Source organism: Bradyrhizobium sp. AUGA SZCCT0158 (assembly GCF_018130065.1).
Classification (GTDB): Bacteria; Pseudomonadota; Alphaproteobacteria; order Rhizobiales; family Xanthobacteraceae; genus Bradyrhizobium.
This window is the reverse complement of record NZ_JAFCME010000030.1, coordinates 1-16,313: the sequence shown is the minus strand read 5'-3', so window position 1 is coordinate 16,313 and position 16,313 is coordinate 1. Positions and strand designations below refer to the sequence as shown.

The following is a 16,313-nucleotide window of genomic DNA, read 5'->3' as shown; positions in this document are numbered from 1 at the left end:
CTAGGCAATTGCCCGAGAACCGCCTATTTTGGTTTGCAAGGCAGGTGTCTGGAGAACGGATCGATGAATCTCGCTGACCTCAACAAGGTCGCCCTCGCCATGGTCACGCCGGGCAAGGGCATACTCGCCGCTGACGAGTCCTCAGGTACGATCAAGAAGCGGTTCGACGCCATCAGCGTCGAATCGACCGAGGAGACGCGCCGCGACTACCGGGAAATGCTGTTTCGCTCGCAGGAGGCGATGAGCAAATACGTCTCGGGCGTCATCCTCTATGACGAAACCATCTGGCAGAACGCCAAGGACGGCACGCCGCTGGTCAAGCTGATCGAGCAGTCCGGTGCCATCCCCGGCATCAAGGTGGATGAGGGGACCCAGGGCCTGCCCGGCTGCCCCGGCGAACTGATCACGGCCGGGCTCGACAAGCTCGCCGAGCGCCTGAAGAAATATTACGAGCGCGGCGCACGGTTCGCCAAATGGCGGGCGGTGATCGACATCGGCCACGGCACTGACGGCCGGAACATTCCCTCCATGACCGCGATCCATGTCAACGCGCATGCGCTCGCCCGCTACGCCGCGTTGTGCCAGCAGGCGCAGATCGTGCCGATCGTCGAGCCGGAAGTGTTGATGGACGGCGATCACGACATCGACCGCTGCTTTGAGGTGACCCAGCGCGTCCTGAACAAGACATTCCAGGAATTGCGGATCCAGCGCGTCGCGCTGGAGGGCATGATCCTGAAACCCAACATGGCGATCGCGGGCAAGAAAAGCCCGAAACCGTCGCCCGTTGAAGAGGTCGCGGAGAAGACCATCCTGCTGTTGAAGAGCTGCGTTCCGGCGGCCGTCCCCGGCATCGCCTTCCTTTCCGGCGGACAGTCCGACGAGGATGCGACTGCGCATCTCAATGCCATGAACCGGATCGGCGGCCTGCCCTGGCGGCTGACCTTCTCCTACGGCCGCGCGCTGCAGGCGGCGCCGCAAAAGGCGTGGTCGGGCAAGGCCGAGAACGTCGCGGCCGGCCAGCGCGCCTTCACGCACCGGGCGCGGATGAATGCGCTGGCGAGCAAGGGTGAGTGGGAAGCCGGCCTGGAAAAGAAGGTGGCATAGCATTGGCCGCTAAACCCGTTCCGCAGCGCCCGGTGCCGCGCCTCTATCTCGCGACATCGGTCGTGGACGACCCGTCGCAGCTCATCGCCAGCCTCCCCGGACTGCTCGCCGCGGCCGACGTCGCCGCCGTGCTGCTGCGGCTGCGCGAGACCGACCAGCGCACCATGATCTCGCGGATCAAGGCGCTGGCGGCCCCGGTCCAGGACGGCGGCGCGGCGCTGCTGCTTGATGGCCATGTCGAGCTGGTGGCCCGTGGCGGCGCCGATGGCGCGCACCTGACCGGGTTAGCTGCCATCGAAGACGCCTTCCCGTCCCTGAAGCCCGATCGCATCGCCGGCGTCGGCGGCCTCGCCACGCGGCACGATTCGATGGCCGCGGGCGAAGCGGGTGCGGACTACGTGCTGTTCGGTGAACCCGACGCCAAAGGCGAGCGCCCCTCGGCGGAAGCGATCGCCGAGCGCCTGCAATGGTGGGATGAATTGTTCGAACCGCCCTGCGTCGGCTATGCGGCCTCACGCGAGGAGGCCAGCGAATTTGCCGCCGCGGGTGCGGATTTCGTGCTTGTCGGCGATTTCATCTGGGCCGATCCGCGCGGGCCCGAGGCGGCGCTGGTCGATATCGAGCAGACGATCACGCAAGCACACGCCGACGCGTTTGGAAAAAACAAGAGCACGGACGACGCCACCGAGCCGACGACCGGACGGGGATAGCGCCGGACATGAGACTGCTGCGTCCGATATCGATCCTTGGCTGCTGCCTGATGGCGGCGACCGGCGCATCGGCGCAGATCTCGCTGACGCCGCCCGCTGCGCAAACGCCGGCGCCTGCCAGCAAGCCGGCCGCGAAGAAAGAGGCGCCCAAAGCGACGACCAAAGAGACTTCCAAGGATGCTTCCAAGGAGGCTCCGAAGCCGAAGGCGCCCGCTGTCGCCAAGAAGCCTCCGGCCACGCCCAAACCGGCCGCGACGCCCGCCCCGACAGCTTCACCCACGCCCAGCTTTGACGATCCCAATGTCGATCTCGTCTACGGCGCCTATCAGCGCGGCCTCTACAAGACCGCGCTCGATCTGGCGCTGACGCGGGCGCAATATGCCGGCGACGCCAAGGCGATGACGATGATCGGCGAGCTCTACTCCGGCGCCCTCGGCGTCAAGCGCGACTACGCGAAAGCCATCGAATGGTACCAGCGCGCCGCCGACGCCGGCGACCGCGAGGGCATGTTTGCGCTGGCGATGATGAAGCTTTCCGGCCGCGGCGGCCCGGTCAACCGCGAGCAAGCGGTCAAGCTGCTGGCTTCCGCCGCCAAGCTCGGCAGTCCCAAGGCGGCGTATAATTTGGCGCTGCTGTATCTCGACGGGCAGACGCTGCCGCAGGATGTGAAACGTTCAGCCGAATTGCTGCGGGTCGCGGCCGACGCAGGAAACCCGGAAGCGCAATACGCGCTTGCGACCTTCTACAAGGAAGGCACCGGCGTGCCCAAGGACATCGACAAGGCGGTGCGCCTGCTGCAGGCCGCGTCGCTGGCCGACAATGTCGATGCCGAGGTCGAATACGCGATCGCGCTCTATAACGGCACCGGCACGCCGAAGAACGAGGCCGCCGGGGTCGCGATGCTCCGCAAGGCGGCCCGGCAAAACAGCCCGATTGCGCAGAACCGCCTCGCCCGCGTGCTGGTCAGTGGACAGGGCGCGCCGGTGGACAAGGTCGAGGCCCTGAAATGGCACATTGTCGCCAAAACCGCCGGCAAGGGCGATCCGATGCTGGACGATGCGCTGGCGGACCTCAGTCCCGAGGACCGCACCAGGGCCCAGGAGGCCGCCCGCAAATGGATCGGCAACGACAAGAAATGACGCCTTGACGGCGACACATCGTCAGGGCACCCAGTCCCTCAACCCTTGCACTACCCTTGGCGGCATTGGCCGTTTCCCTCCTAACCCATAAGCCCCGCATCATGCTGCATTCAGCCCTTATCAACGTCATGGTGAAAGCCGCGCGCCACGCCGGCCGCAGCCTCAAGCGCGACCTCGGCGAGGTCGAGCATCTGCAGGTGTCGCTGAAGGGGCCTGCGAATTTCGTCACGATGGCCGACAAGCGCGCCGAGGAACTGCTCTATGCGGATCTGACCAAGTCGCGGCCGGGTTACGGCTTCATCGGCGAGGAAGGCGGCACGCGCGAAGGCGCCGACAAGAGCCATACCTGGATCGTCGATCCGCTGGACGGCACGACGAACTTCCTGCACGGCATTCCGCAATTCGCGATCTCGATCGGCCTGCAGCGCGAAGGCACCATCATCGCCGGCGTGATCTACAATCCGGCCAATGACGAACTCTACATCGCCGAGCGCGGCAAGGGCGCGTTCCTCAACGACCAGCGGCTGCGCGTCGCCGGCCGGCGCCAGCTCGACGAATGCGTGGTCGGCTGCGGTCTGCCGCATATCGGACGCGGCGATCATGACCAGTCGCGGCTGGAAATGACCGCGATCCAGCAGCGGGTTGCTGGCCTTCGAAGGTTCGGCGCCGCCTCGCTCGACATGGCCTTCGTCGCCGCCGGCCGCCTCGACGGCTATTGGGAGCGCAATCTTCAACCATGGGACATGGCAGCCGGACAGATCATGATCCGCGAAGCCGGCGGCGTCGTGTCAGGCATGGCGGGCGACGACGATCCGCTCACGACCGGTCACCTGATCTGCGGCAACGAGTTCGTGCACAAAGAGCTGGTGAAGATTCTGAAGCCGCTGTGACGGCGCCGCCGCCGCCGCGGCCACCACGCTCCTCTCCGCTCTTGTACTGGCGATCTACCTCTGGCGCATCGGACCCTCCCTGCCCGAACGCGGTGGCACGACCTGCTTTGCCGCGAACTATGATCCGCCACGTCCCATCGATCTGTCCTCGCCCAGAAATGACAAGCGCAGATCAGGCGAAGTGAGTTCGATGCGGATCGAGATTGATCTCGATCCCGACGAAAAAGCCCTACCGCAGCGGTCCATCGGGTGGCGGCTACGACTGGCGCTACAGCCTGCGCCTTGCTGCCGACCTCGCCAACGGCGAACGCCTGGCGAGCGGCGCCATCTACGAATGGCACGACACCTTCATCGACCGGATCATGCCCACCCTGTCCTGCTACATCGATTGTGAAGGCGGCAGCGTCACCGTCTGGCGCACGTTCGGGCGCAGCGCGCTCTCCGCCCGCTTCGAGGCGGGCGAGCGGCTCAGGACGGGCGGAAGTTGCGGTGCCGGCGGCAGCCTGTTTATCGGCGCGGAACGGGATGCCAGGAGCCTGCCGGTCGATGCGACGGGCCGGTGCGGTGAATGATCGCTACTCCGCCGGCCTCGGCGCCGCCTGCGCTTCCGCCACCACTTCCCGGTCTCCCGCAAAGAACCTTTGCACCACGACGAAGAACACCGGCACCATCAGCAGCGCCAGGATCACGACCGCGATCATGCCGCCCATCACGCTGGTGCCGAGCGCCTGCTGGCTGGCGCCGCCGGCGCCGGTCGCGATCACCATCGGCAGCACGCCGCAAACGAAGGCGAGACCGGTCATCAGGATCGGGCGGAAACGCAAGGTACAGGCTTCGATCGTCGCTTCGACCAGCGGCTTGCCTTGCGCGCGCAGCTCCTTGGCAAACTCGATGATCAGAATGGCATCTTTCGCAGCCAGTCCGATGATGGTGATCAGGGCGACGGTGAAGTAAACGTCGTTCGGCAAGCCGCGCAACGACGCGGCCAGCACCGAACCGCAGATGCCGAGCGGCACCGTCAGCAGCACGGCGAGCGGAATGGTCCAGCTTTCATAGAGCGCCGCCAGACACAGGAACACCACCAGCGCCGACAGGCCAAGCAGGAACGGCGCCTGCGAGCCCGAGAGCTTCTCCTGCAGCGATTGCCCGGTCCACTCAAAGCCGAAGCCGCGCGGCAGCTTGCCGGCGAGCCGCTCCATCTCGGCGATGGCATCGCCCGAGGTAAAGCCGGGCTTGGCTTCGCCGCTGATGCGTACCGCGGGATAGTAGTTGAAGCCGGCGATCTGCGTCGGCCCCTTCGACCATTCGACGGAGGCGAACGAGGACAGCGGCACCAGCTGGCCACGGCTGTTCTTGACGTTGTAGTTCAGGATGTCGTCGGCGTTCATGCGGCTGCCGCGGTCGGCCTGCACGATCACGCGCTGCATCCGGCCCCGGTTCGGGAAGTCGTTGATGTAGTTCGATCCGAGATTGGTCGAGATGGTGTTGTTGATGTCCTCGAAGGTGACGCCGAACGCGCCGGCCTTCTCGCGGTCGATCATCAGATTGACCTGCGGCCCCGGCGGCAGGCCTTCGACATAGACCTTTTGCAGCACGCGGCTGGCATTGGCTTCCGCGATCAGCTGCTCGGCGGCGCTCACCAGCGCCGGATAACCCTTCTGGCCGCGGTCCTGCAGGCGGAATGAGAAGCCCGAGGAGTTGCCGAGATTATCGATCGGCGGCGGCTGCAGCGCGGAAATCCGGGCGTCACGGATCGAGGACAGATCGCGGTTGATGTCGTTGACGATCGCCGCGGCCGAATCCTTCGGTCCGCGATCCGACCAGTCCTTCAGCGTGATGAAGGCCTGCGCGGTGTTGATGCCCTGGCCGAGGAAGCTGAAGCCGGTGAGGAAGGTGACGTTCTCGACGCCGGAACGCTTGGCCAGATATTGCTCGACCTTCTCGACCGCCGCCTCGGTGCGGGCGTAGGACGAGTCAGCCGGCGTCTGCACGTCGGTGGTGATGAAGCCCTGGTCATCGACCGGCAGGAAGCCGCCGGGCAGGCGAATAAAGGCCCAGCTCAGCCCGACGATCAGCGCCGCATAGATCAGCATCAGTCGGCCGGTTCGCTTTAAGGAGTGCCCGACGACGCGCGTATAACCATCCTTGGTGCCGTCGAGCGCGCGGTTGAACCAGCCGAAAACACCCCTCTTGGCATGGCCGTGGCCGGCCGTGACCGGCTTGAGCAAGGTCGCGCACAGCGCCGGCGTCAGCGACATCGCCAGCAGCGCGGAGAACGCGATCGCCGCGACCATCGTTACCGAGAACTGCCGGTAGATGACGCCGACCGATCCCGGAAAGAACGCCATCGGCACGAACACCGCGATCAGCACCAGCGTAATGCCGATGATGGCGCCTGTGATCTGCGACATCGCCTTGCGGGTGGCCTCCTTCGGCGGCAGGCCCTCCTCGGACATGATACGCTCGACGTTCTCGACCACCACGATGGCGTCGTCGACCAGAATGCCGACCGCCAGCACCATGCCGAACATCGTCAGCATGTTGATGGAGTAACCGGCCGCCAGCAGGATCGCGCAGGTGCCGAGCAGCGCCACCGGCACCACGATGGTCGGGATGATGGTGTAGCGGATGTTCTGCAGGAACAGGAACATCACGATGAAGACCAGCACGATGGCCTCGACCAGCGTCATCAGCACCTTTTCGATCGAGGCCTTCACGACGGGCGTGATGTTGTAGGGAATTTCATAGGCGATGTTGGCCGGGAAGAAGCGCGACAGCTCCTTCATCTTGGCTTCGACCGCGCTTGCGGTCGCCAGCGCATTGCCGGTCGGCGACATCAGCACCGACAGACCCGCCGTTGGTTTGCCGTTAAGCCGCGTGTTGAACTGATAGCTCAATCCGCCGATCTCGATCCGGGCCACGTCGCGCAGCCGCACCGTCGAGCCGTCCGCATTGGCACGCAGGATAATCGAGCCAAATTCGTCCGGCGACGAGAGCTGTCCCTTGACCAGCACCAGCGCCGAAATCTTCTGGTCATCCGTGCTCGGCTCGGCGCCGATGCTGCCGGAGGCTACCTGCGCGTTCTGCGCCGTGATCGCCTTGTTGACGTCATCGGCGGTCAGCCCGTAGCCGACCAGCCTGGCCGGATCGACCCAGATACGCAGACTGCGTTCAGTGGAGTAGAGCGTGGCGCGGCCGACGCCGGGAATGCGCCTGATTTCGCCGAGAACGCTGCGAATCATGAAGTCGCCGAGGCCGACCTCGTCGAGGCTTCCGTCGGTCGAGCGCAGCGTGATGATCTGCAGCACGGCGCTGGAAGCTTCCTCGATCAGGATGCCCTGCTGGATCACCGCGCGCGGCAGACGTGCCTCGACGCGCTTGATGCGATTCTGCACTTCCACCGACGCGGTGCCGGTGTCGGTGCCCGGCACGAAGTTGGCGATGATCTCGACCTGGCCGAGCGAGTCGCTGGTGGATTCGAAGTTCAGGATGCCGTTGGCGCCGTTGAGCTCTTCCTCGATCAACCGCGTGACGCTGTTGTAGAGGTTTTCCGGCGACGCGCCGGGATAGCTGGTCGATATCGAGATCGAGGGCGGTGCGATGATCGGGTATTGCGCGATCGCCAGCAACGGGATCGAGATCGCGCCGATCAGACAGATGAAAAGCGCGACGACCCAGGCGAAGATTGGCCTGTCGATGAAGAAACTCGGCATCTAATCTACCGTGTCGCTTGCGCGGACGGCTTGGCGCCAGCGAAATCGGCGGACGCGTCGGCCTCGGTCAGCAGCTGCGGCCGGACCTTATCGCCGGCGGCAAACTTCTGGAATCCCTCGACGATGACCCTGTCTCCGGCCTTCAAGCCCTCGGTGACGAACCACTGGCCGCTCTGCAGCGAGCCGGTGCGTACCGGCTGGACGGCGACGAGGTTGTCGCTCTTGACCACGAACACTTCGCTGCCGCCGCCGCCATTACGCTGGATCGCCTGCTGCGGCACCGCGATGGCGTCGGTATCGATGCCCTGCTCGATCAGCACGCGGACATACATGCCCGGCAGCAATTCGCGCCTCGGATTGGGAAACTCGCCGCGCAACGTCACCTGCCCGGTATGGGCATCGACCTTGGCGTCCGAGAACAGCAATCTGCCGGCAATCGGATAAACCGAGCCGTCGTCCAGCACCAGTCGAACCTTCATGGCGTCAGGCGCGATACGGTCGAGATCGCCGCTCTCCACCGCCCGGCGCAGCTGATTGAGCTCGTTCACCGATTGGGTGAAATCGGCATAGATCGGATCGAGCTGCTGGATGGTCGCAAGGCTCGTGGTTTCGTTCTGCACGACAAGCGCGCCTTCGCTCACCAGCGCGGCGCCGACGACGCCGTCGATCGGGGCGCGAATGGTCGCATAATCTAGATTGAGCTTGGCGCGGGCAACGTCGGCCTTGCGGCCTTCGACATCGGCGGCCGCCTGACGCTCGGCCGAGATGGCCTTTTCGTTCTCGGCTTCGGGGGCTGCGCGCTGGCTGGTCAGCGTGGCGATGCGGCGTGCATGCGATGCGGCCTGATCGAGCGTGGCTTTGGCGCGCGCCAGCGCGGCTTCGGTCGATTGCACTTCGACCTCGAACGGCCGCGGATCGATTCTGTAGAGGGCGTCGCCGGCCTTGACCTCGCTGCCCTGATGGAACAGGCGCTCGACGACAATCCCGGACACCCGCGGCCGCACTTCGGAAACACGGGTCGGCGCGATACGTCCCGGCAATTCGCGGATAATCGCACGCGCCTGAGGCCTCACGGTAACGACACTGACGTCTGGCTCGGAAGAATGTGGCACGGCAGCCGTTGCAGCGGTTGGCTCTTTGCATCCAGCCAACAGCGGCGCCATCGCAAGGAGCATGAGCGCGAGGCCAGCCGATTGCGCACGAATTCCAGACATCAGAAATATCGCCCCTTAGTCGAGTTGAAGCGCAAACAAATGTTTGCGCGATATGTCGCGAAGACACCGCGTTCTTGTTGAGATCAAGGATAGGATGAGTTTGCTGCGATGCAATGCGCATTCGCGGCGGCCCAATGTCACACGACGCTATCACACTGAACAAACAGCGGTTTTGTTGACTCACCGGATTGTGACAACGTCACGCTTCAGCGCGTCGGAATGGAACGCAACAAGTGTGAGCGGGAACCGGCGCTCCAAACGCGGCATCCCGCGAATTTGCGCAAAACTGGCGCGAATCACTGCTCCCCGTTAACCAGCCGTCTTCATCCGGTAGTGGCTGATACCCCATTCGCTGCCGTCGGCGTAGCCGAACAGGCCTGACGTTGCGAGGAAGAACCAGCGCCAGCGCCGCATCCACAACGCGGTCTCGCGGCCATAGACAGGACGCAACACCGCTTCGATCTCCTCGCGGTGCAGATCGAAATTGGCCAGCCAATCCTGCGCGGTGCGGTGATAATGCAGCCCGCTCCAGCGCCATTCCTTTTCGATTTCGAGCAGATCGGAATATTGCCGGATCAGATGGTGGCTCGGCATCATGCCGCCGGTGAAGAAATGCTGCGCGATCCAGTCCTCGCCATCGGCGCGGTCGAACAGGTAGGCGCCCGAGCGATGGGTGAAGATGTGCATGAAGAAGCGGCCGTCGGGCTTCAGCCACGAACGGATCCGCGACATCAATTCGCGCCAGTTCAGCAGGTGCTCGAACATCTCGACCGAGACGATGCGATCGAACTGCGTCTGCGGATCGAACAAATTCATCTCCGCGGTAACCACACGCAGATTCTTCAATCCGCGCTTGCCGGCTTCGCCCTCGATGAATTCGCGTTGTGAGGCGGAGTTCGATACTGCCGTCACTTCCGAATGCGGGAATTGCCGCGCCATCCACAGCGACAGCGAACCCCAGCCGCAGCCGAATTCGAGAATCGATTGGCCGTCGGCGATATCGGCATGCCCGACAGTCTGACGCAGCGCCTCCTCTTCGGCCTCCTGCAATGTCGTGGCCGGCTCCCGGTAGAAGCACGAGGAATATTTGCGGTGTGGCCCGAGGACAAGCGCGAAGAACGCCGACGGCACCTCGTGATGCTGCGCGGTGGCCTCGTCGCTGTATTCGGCGATGGCACGCGCGGCCATCTCGTCGGCAAACCAGGCGTCGCTTTCGGCGTTGCCGATGGCGAGTCTTGTTGCGGTGCGCGAACACAGCCGGTGGATCGCGGCACGGATGATGACGTCAGGCAGCGGCACCCGCTCAGCAGTGCCGATGATCGTGGAAACAAAGCTCATGTGACCACTCCCTTTCTGAGCACGATCCATTTTGGAAAACCGGCCTCCACTTTCGGGGATCATCTTGCGGCGACAGCGAGAAGAACTGACGGGCACGCAACGGATAGTCGCGATAGCGGTGATCGCGCGAGCGCAGCAGCTGCGGCTCCCGCGACGGAATGCCGGTTACACGGGCCAAACCGAGCGAAAGGGTCCAGATTGCATTCACCCAGCCGGCATTGCCGGTGCGTGGCTGCACCATCCGGGCGCCCGCCATCCGGACCGAGAGCAAAACGGCCATCGCCGCCGGCGCTTCGAGATGCAGGACCGTCATGAAAATCCCGGTTGGACAAAGAACGTTTCCAAAAATACGCTCAAGTCAAAGCCCGGTTTCGGCGTGAAGTTCCCCCTCGTTTGCCTGAAACAGCGCTTTCCGATCTTTTTTCTCAGCCGTGCTGTGCCATATTGGCCTCCCAAACGCGGCTTTTCGCAACGGAAGACCCCCGCAATGCCCCAAGGCCCCTCCGCCCGCTCCGAAATGGAGATCGAGCTCACCAAATTGTCGTCGCCACAGATCTTTCTAGTGCGGATGCTGGTGTTCCTGGTGCTGTGCGGCCTGGTCATGACCGTGCTCTACAAGCAGATCGTCACCGCGTTCTTCGCCAATCCCGGCCTCAACGCCCTGATCGGCGCGGTGCTTCTGATCGGCATCATCCTGTCGTTCCGGCAGGTGATCCGGCTCTACCCGGAAGTCTCCTGGGTCAACAATTTCCGCATCGCCGATCCCGGTCTCGCCATCGACCGGCGTCCCACGCTGCTGGCGCCGATGGCGGCGATACTCGGCGGCGAGCGCACCGGGCGGATGTCGATCTCGCAGCAGACCATGCGGCATTTGCTGGATTCGATCGCAACAAGGCTCGACGAAGCCCGCGACATCTCCCGCTACATGACCGGCTTGCTGGTCTTTCTCGGCCTGCTCGGCACCTTCTGGGGCCTGATCGAAACCGTAGGCTCCGTCGGCCAGGTGATCGAGGGGCTGAAGGTCGGTGGTGATTCGGGCTCGCTGTTCGATACCCTGAAGGAGGGTCTGGCGGCGCCGCTCAAGGGCATGGGCATCTCGTTCTCCTCCTCGCTGTTCGGCCTCGCCGGATCGCTGATCCTGGGTTTCCTCGACCTGCAATCGAGCCAGGCGCAGAACCGCTTCTATACCGACCTGGAAGACTGGCTCGCCTCGACCGTGCGCGAATATTCAGGCGACGGCACCACCGGTGTTTCCGGCGAGCTGCAGCACGCGATGGAGCGGCTGCGTGCGGTGGTCGAGGAAGGCGGCAGCAGCCGCAGCACCACGGCGGCGATGGCCAATCTCGCCGAAGCCATTCAGGGCCTGGTCGCGCATATGCGCACCGAGCAGCAGATGATCCGCGAATGGGCCGACGGCCAGGGCGAACAGAACCGCGAGATCAAGAAGCTGCTGGAGCGGATCGCGCGCCAACCCGAGAAGAGCTGAGATGGGTATCGTGCCCCGGACGCTGCGCAGCATGAAATGCTGCGCTGCTGAGCCGGGGCCCACAATAACGGCATCTGGGTCCCGGCTCTGCGGAGCAGCGTTAGCACGCTGCACCGCGTCCGGGACACGAGAGTAGCGGAGAAACAATAAATGGCCCTCGCGCGCGCACGCCGCAACGAATCGGGAATGAACTACTGGCCGGGCTTCGTCGACGCGCTGTCGACGCTGGTGCTCTCGATCGTGTTCCTGCTCTCGGTGTTTCTCGTTGTGCAGTTCTTCCTGTCGCAGGAAGTTACCGGCAAGGATAAGGCGCTGGAGGCGCTCAACGCCAAGATCGCGCAGTTGAACGATCTGCTGTCGCTGGAAAAACTCACCGGATTGAACCTCAGCGACCAGCTCTCGCAGGCGCGCGCCGGATTGACATCGGTGGAAGCGGAGCGCGATCGCATCAAGGGGCTTTATGAGGGGCTCGCCGGCGCCGGCAACGACGCCCAGGGCCGCGCCAACGAACTCAACAAGGCGCTGGATTCCGAGAAGGCGGTGACGTCGCGCGCGCTGGCGCAGATCGAGGTGCTGAACCAACAGATCAGCGCGCTGCGCCGGCAGCTCGCCGCGCTTGAAGAAGCGCTCGACGCCTCCGAAAAGCGCGACAAGGAATCGCAGGGCCGCATTGCCGATCTCGGGCAACGGCTCAACGTGGCGCTGGCGCAGCGGGTGCAGGAACTGACGCGCTACCGTTCCGAGTTCTTCGGGCGGCTGCGTGCGATTCTCGGCAATCGGCCGGATGTGCGGATCGTCGGCGATCGCTTCGTGTTCCAATCCGAGGTGTTCTTCGACACCGGACAAGCCTTGCTGCTGCCCGAAGGCCGCGCCGAGCTCGACAAGCTTGCTTCCGCGCTGGTCGAACTCGATAGCAAGATCCCGACTGAAATCGCCTGGGTGCTGCGGGTCGACGGCCACACCGACGTGCGGCCGATCATGAACAGCCCGGTGTTCAAGTCGAACTGGGAACTGTCATCGGCGCGCGCGATCTCGGTGGTGCAGTATCTGATCTCGCTCGGCGTCCCCGCGCAGCGGCTGGTCGCCGCAGGCTTTGCCGAATTCCAGCCGCTCGACACGGCGCCGACCGAGGAAGCCTACAAGCGCAACCGCCGCATCGAGCTGAAGCTGACGGAACGGTAAGGGTGCCAACATTGTCATTGCCGGGCTTGACCCGGCAATCCATCAAGAGAGATTCTTTCGAAGTGGGTGGATGCCCGGATCAAGTCCGGGCAGGACGAGCGGGGTTTAGATCCCCTCGAACTGCAGCCGCGCCAGCCTTGCATACAGCCCGTTCGCCGCAACCAGCTCGGCATGCGTGCCGTGCTCGACGATGCGGCCCTGATCCATCACCATGATGCGGTCGCAGGACAGGACGGTCGCGAGCCGGTGCGCGATCACCAGCGTGGTGCGGTGGCGCATCAATTCTTCCAGCGCGGTCTGCACCAGGGTCTCGCTTTCGGCATCGAGCGCGGAGGTTGCTTCGTCGAGCAGCAACAGCGGGGCATCGCGCAGTATGGCGCGGGCGATCGCGATGCGCTGGCGCTGGCCGCCCGACAGCGTCACGCCACGCTCGCCAAGCTGCGCCTCGAAACCGTCAGGCAGGCGGCGGATGAATTCGGTGGCATGCGCCTGATCAGCCGCGCGTTCGACCTCGGCATCGCTGGCACCAGGCCGGCCGAAGCGAATGTTTTCACGGGCGCTTGCCGCGAACACCACCGAGTCCTGCGGCACCAGCGCGATGCGCGCGCGTAACTCGCGCGGATCGGCCGACCTGATCGGCACGGCGTCGACCGAAATCGTTCCGCTGGCGGGATCGTAAAACCGCAGCAAGAGATGAAACAGCGTGCTCTTGCCGGCGCCTGACGGGCCGACGATCGCGACCTTCTCTCCGGCCCGCACCGACAGCGAGACGCTGTCGATCGCCCGCACATCCGGGCGCGTCGGGTAATTGAAGCTGACATTCTCAAACCCGACATCGCCGCGCGCCGGCGACGGCAGCGCGACCGGCGAGGCCGGCGCCGTAATCTGCGGCTTGACGCGCAGGATCTCGAACAGCCGTTCGGCGGCGCCCGAGGCGGCCGAGACTTCACCCCACACCTCGCTGAGCTGGCCGAGGCCCGTCGCGGCGAACGCCGCATAGAGCACGAACTGGCCGAGCCGGCCCGGGCTGATCGAACCGGTCAGCACGTCGTGCGAGCCGACCCACAGGATGACGACGACGCTGGAAAACACGATGAAGATGATGATCAAGGTCAGCACCGCGCGCGCCCGCGTCGAACTGCGCGCGGCGTCATAGGCCTGTTCGACCTCGCGGCCGAAGCGCGTCGCGGCCAGCCGCTCGCTGGTGTAGGCCTGCACCGTCCTGATAGCGCCGACCAGCTCGGAGGCATAGGCGCTGGCGTCGGCCAGCGTGTCCTGTGCGTTGCGCGACAGCCGCCGCACCCAGCGGCCGAACGCGACCAGCGGAATCACGATCACCGGAATTGCCAGCAGCACGAACAGCGAAAGTTTTGGGCTCGTGATCACCATCATGGTGGTGGCGCCGATGAACAGCATCAGGTTGCGCAGCGCGATCGACACCGACGCGCCCACCGCCGACTTGATCTGGGTGGTGTCAGCGGTGAGCCGCGACACCAGTTCGCCGCTGCGGGCGGAATCGAAGAACGAAGGCGACAGCGAGATCAGGTGCGCGAACACGTCGCGCCGCAGGTCCGCAACGATGCGCTCGCCGATGGTCATGACCAGGTAGAACCGCGACGCGCTGGCGCAGGCCAGCACCGCAACGACCGCGATCATCACGCTGAAATAGCTGTTGATCATCGCAATGCCTTCGGGGCTGAAGCCGAAGTCGATCATGCGCCGCACCGCGATCGGCACCACCAGGGTCGTCACCGCCGCGACGGTCAGCGAGATAAACGCCAATATCGCCCGGCCGCGGTAGCGCGCGACGTAGGGCGCCAGCGCCAGCAGGGGACGCAGTTTTGCGCCGGTTTTGGCCGGCGACTGCGTCAGCTGGGTTTCGATGAAGGCCTCTTCCTCGAGCAGCGCGTCGCGGCGCGGCGGCACGCCGCCGGGTGGGTCTTCAAGCTGTTCGGCTGCGCTCATGAAAAGGGACCAGTTTCGATGCCCCCAGATAGGCCCCGGAAGCGGCGCTGGCAAATCCGGCAGATCGACCCATCAGACGGCTCTGGCAGCTTGTTTTGGCGGCCTTGTTGCGTTATAGACCCGCCCAAATCCCGTACCCCTGACATTTCGAGACGGGCGCAGGCGCGCCGAAGGATATGCCATGAAAGCCGAAATTCATCCGAATTATCATACGATTACGGTCGTTATGACCGACGGTACGGAGTATCAGACCCGTTCCACCTGGGGCAAGGAAGGCGACAAGCTGAACCTCGACATCGACTCCAAGTCGCATCCGGCCTGGACCGGCGGCACCCAGCAGATGCTCGACCGCGGCGGCCGCGTGTCGCGCTTCCAGAAGAAGTTTTCGGGCTTCCTCAAGAAGGATTGAGGGTTTTTCGACCCCGCGCCCTGCGGCGCAGGAATGCAAAACGCCCCGGTTTCCCGGGGCGTTTTTTTGTTTCTGACCGTCATTGCGAGCGAAGCGAAGCAATCCATGCCCCAACTTGCGGCGCTATGGATTGCTTCGCGGAGCCTGTCATCGGGCGCGCATTCGCGCGACCCGTTGGCTCGCAATGACGGCGGAGAGAGTTTCCGAGCTTACCGCTCGAAGGCCGCCTTCAGGCGATTGAGCTGCGGCACCAGCGGATTGCCGATCGGGGCGCGTTCGGCCGCCGGCGCATGGATCGACGTGTCGAGCCGGCGCACTCGCGACTGCAAGTTCATCGAACGCTCGATCAGGTGCTGCAATTGCAGCGGCAGTTTGGCGATCATGTCTTCGGGACCGGGATCGGCGGCGGAGAGTTTGACCTTGGTCTTTTCGCGGTTGGCCTGGGTCAGCGTCATCTCGCCTTCCTTGACCGCGCGATGCAGCAGCAGCCAGGAGGCGAGCTGCATCAGGCGGGTGGTCAGCCGCATGCTTTCGGTCGCATAGGTGAGACTGACGGAGCGTTCGAGCGCCTTGGCTTCAGCGCGGCCGTCACCGTCGAGATAGGCCGCGGTCTCCTCGACCAGATCCATGCCCTCGCGGAACAGGGTTCCGAATGCCGCCGAATTAGTCAGCCGCTCGCTGAATTGAACGAGCGCGGAATCGCTGTGCAGCCGGTCCGCCATAGTTAACGCCCTCACGCCACTGATACGCTGCCGGCTTTTCAAACCGCCGACTTATGATGAACAAATCATTGCGCTTGCGAGGGCGAGAGTCCAGCCGCAACCGGAAATATGGTTTCCAGCCTTGCGGAGACAAAAAAGAGCCGCCGTTTCCGGCGGCTTTTGAAGTTGATAACAGGGAGGCGTCAAACAGAGTGGACAGGAGCCACTCGGTGTCCAAACGAGGACGATGCCAGTCATAAACGAGAAAGCTTAATTGATCGTAAACGAACGATTTTCTTCAGGCTTTGTTTGCCATGTCGGCCATTGGCCTAGTGTCGATGTTGACTCGGCTCTCCCCACACGTCGTCCCCGCGCAGGCGCTAGGGCATGCACACATCTGATGTCGGGGATTCCCGAATCGGCATTTTGTGTGATTCATATTGTGACACTTCGGCTTTGGCA

14 protein-coding genes are annotated in these 16,313 nt (G+C 64.1%); 8 read left to right on the top strand and 6 right to left on the bottom strand.

Annotated elements, in window-relative coordinates:
• Nucleotides 1-63 precede the first annotated feature (63 nt).
• From JQ574_RS29640 to JQ574_RS29620, 5 genes are all read left to right on the top strand, one after another.
• A complete protein-coding gene (locus JQ574_RS29640; RefSeq protein WP_212213225.1) occupies nucleotides 64-1,104 on the top strand; it encodes a class I fructose-bisphosphate aldolase in 1,041 nt (346 codons plus the stop codon).
• A 2-nt stretch (nucleotides 1,105-1,106) separates the two neighbouring features.
• Nucleotides 1,107-1,814, top strand: coding sequence for a thiamine phosphate synthase (locus JQ574_RS29635; protein ID WP_212213228.1), 708 nt, complete (start codon nucleotides 1,107-1,109; stop codon nucleotides 1,812-1,814).
• A gap of 8 nt (nucleotides 1,815-1,822) precedes the next feature.
• Complete coding sequence (locus JQ574_RS29630) at nucleotides 1,823-2,953, top strand: tetratricopeptide repeat protein (RefSeq protein ID WP_212213230.1); 1,131 nt, start codon at nucleotides 1,823-1,825, stop codon at nucleotides 2,951-2,953.
• Between the two features lie 101 nt (nucleotides 2,954-3,054).
• Nucleotides 3,055-3,843: an inositol monophosphatase family protein gene (locus JQ574_RS29625; protein ID WP_212213233.1), complete on the top strand. Its 789-nt coding sequence runs from the start codon at nucleotides 3,055-3,057 to the stop codon at nucleotides 3,841-3,843.
• A 203-nt stretch (nucleotides 3,844-4,046) separates the two neighbouring features.
• Nucleotides 4,047-4,415, top strand: coding sequence for a hypothetical protein (locus JQ574_RS29620; RefSeq protein WP_212213236.1), 369 nt, complete (start codon nucleotides 4,047-4,049; stop codon nucleotides 4,413-4,415).
• A 3-nt stretch (nucleotides 4,416-4,418) separates the two neighbouring features.
• Here the strand turns inward: JQ574_RS29620 and JQ574_RS29615 are convergent, their stop codons facing one another.
• From JQ574_RS29615 to JQ574_RS29600, 4 genes are all read right to left on the bottom strand, one after another.
• Nucleotides 4,419-7,556 (bottom strand): multidrug efflux RND transporter permease subunit, encoded by a 3,138-nt coding sequence (locus JQ574_RS29615; protein WP_212213239.1) that lies wholly within the window; start codon nucleotides 7,554-7,556, stop codon nucleotides 4,419-4,421.
• 5 nt (nucleotides 7,557-7,561) lie between these two features.
• Nucleotides 7,562-8,770, bottom strand: a complete 1,209-nt coding sequence (locus JQ574_RS29610) for an efflux RND transporter periplasmic adaptor subunit (RefSeq protein WP_212213242.1) — start codon at nucleotides 8,768-8,770, stop codon at nucleotides 7,562-7,564.
• Between the two features lie 309 nt (nucleotides 8,771-9,079).
• Complete coding sequence (locus JQ574_RS29605) at nucleotides 9,080-10,108, bottom strand: cyclopropane-fatty-acyl-phospholipid synthase family protein (protein WP_212213245.1); 1,029 nt, start codon at nucleotides 10,106-10,108, stop codon at nucleotides 9,080-9,082.
• A complete protein-coding gene (locus JQ574_RS29600) occupies nucleotides 10,074-10,421 on the bottom strand; it encodes a hypothetical protein (protein ID WP_212213246.1) in 348 nt (115 codons plus the stop codon). The genes JQ574_RS29605 and JQ574_RS29600 overlap by 35 nt, the downstream gene beginning before the upstream one ends.
• Before the next feature lie 174 nt (nucleotides 10,422-10,595).
• Here JQ574_RS29600 and JQ574_RS29595 point away from each other — a divergent pair, with 174 nt between their 5' ends.
• A complete protein-coding gene (locus tag JQ574_RS29595; protein WP_212213250.1) occupies nucleotides 10,596-11,594 on the top strand; it encodes a flagellar motor protein MotA in 999 nt (332 codons plus the stop codon).
• A gap of 150 nt (nucleotides 11,595-11,744) precedes the next feature.
• Nucleotides 11,745-12,776: a peptidoglycan -binding protein gene (locus JQ574_RS29590; protein ID WP_212213253.1), complete on the top strand. Its 1,032-nt coding sequence runs from the start codon at nucleotides 11,745-11,747 to the stop codon at nucleotides 12,774-12,776.
• A gap of 105 nt (nucleotides 12,777-12,881) precedes the next feature.
• Here JQ574_RS29590 and JQ574_RS29585 read toward each other — a convergent pair whose 3' ends face one another.
• Entirely contained in the window at nucleotides 12,882-14,741 is a 1,860-nt protein-coding gene (locus tag JQ574_RS29585) for an ABC transporter ATP-binding protein/permease (protein ID WP_212213255.1), read from the bottom strand.
• Nucleotides 14,742-14,922: 181 nt separating this feature from the next.
• Between JQ574_RS29585 and rpmE the strand changes: the two genes are divergently transcribed.
• Entirely contained in the window at nucleotides 14,923-15,150 is a 228-nt protein-coding gene (gene rpmE, locus JQ574_RS29580) for a 50S ribosomal protein L31 (RefSeq protein WP_192736886.1), read from the top strand.
• 209 nt (nucleotides 15,151-15,359) lie between these two features.
• Here rpmE and JQ574_RS29575 read toward each other — a convergent pair whose 3' ends face one another.
• Nucleotides 15,360-15,872, bottom strand: a complete 513-nt coding sequence (locus JQ574_RS29575; RefSeq protein ID WP_192736887.1) for a DUF1465 family protein — start codon at nucleotides 15,870-15,872, stop codon at nucleotides 15,360-15,362.
• Nucleotides 15,873-16,313: the final 441 nt, after the last annotated feature.

Excerpts from the sequence above, each read along its gene's own strand:
- JQ574_RS29640 (WP_212213225.1), top strand. The coding sequence starts at position 64 with ATGAATCTCGCTGACCTCAACAAGGTCGCCCTCGCCATGGTCACGCCG.
- JQ574_RS29630 (WP_212213230.1), top strand. The coding sequence starts at position 1,823 with ATGAGACTGCTGCGTCCGATATCGATCCTTGGCTGCTGCCTGATGGCG.
- JQ574_RS29625 (WP_212213233.1), top strand. The coding sequence starts at position 3,055 with ATGCTGCATTCAGCCCTTATCAACGTCATGGTGAAAGCCGCGCGCCAC.
- JQ574_RS29615 (WP_212213239.1), bottom strand. The coding sequence starts at position 7,556 with ATGCCGAGTTTCTTCATCGACAGGCCAATCTTCGCCTGGGTCGTCGCG.
- JQ574_RS29610 (WP_212213242.1), bottom strand. The coding sequence starts at position 8,770 with ATGTCTGGAATTCGTGCGCAATCGGCTGGCCTCGCGCTCATGCTCCTT.
- JQ574_RS29605 (WP_212213245.1), bottom strand. The coding sequence starts at position 10,108 with ATGAGCTTTGTTTCCACGATCATCGGCACTGCTGAGCGGGTGCCGCTG.
- JQ574_RS29600 (WP_212213246.1), bottom strand. The coding sequence starts at position 10,421 with ATGACGGTCCTGCATCTCGAAGCGCCGGCGGCGATGGCCGTTTTGCTC.
- JQ574_RS29595 (WP_212213250.1), top strand. The coding sequence starts at position 10,596 with ATGCCCCAAGGCCCCTCCGCCCGCTCCGAAATGGAGATCGAGCTCACC.
- JQ574_RS29590 (WP_212213253.1), top strand. The coding sequence starts at position 11,745 with ATGGCCCTCGCGCGCGCACGCCGCAACGAATCGGGAATGAACTACTGG.
- JQ574_RS29585 (WP_212213255.1), bottom strand. The coding sequence starts at position 14,741 with ATGAGCGCAGCCGAACAGCTTGAAGACCCACCCGGCGGCGTGCCGCCG.
- rpmE (WP_192736886.1), top strand. The coding sequence starts at position 14,923 with ATGAAAGCCGAAATTCATCCGAATTATCATACGATTACGGTCGTTATG.
- JQ574_RS29575 (WP_192736887.1), bottom strand. The coding sequence starts at position 15,872 with ATGGCGGACCGGCTGCACAGCGATTCCGCGCTCGTTCAATTCAGCGAG.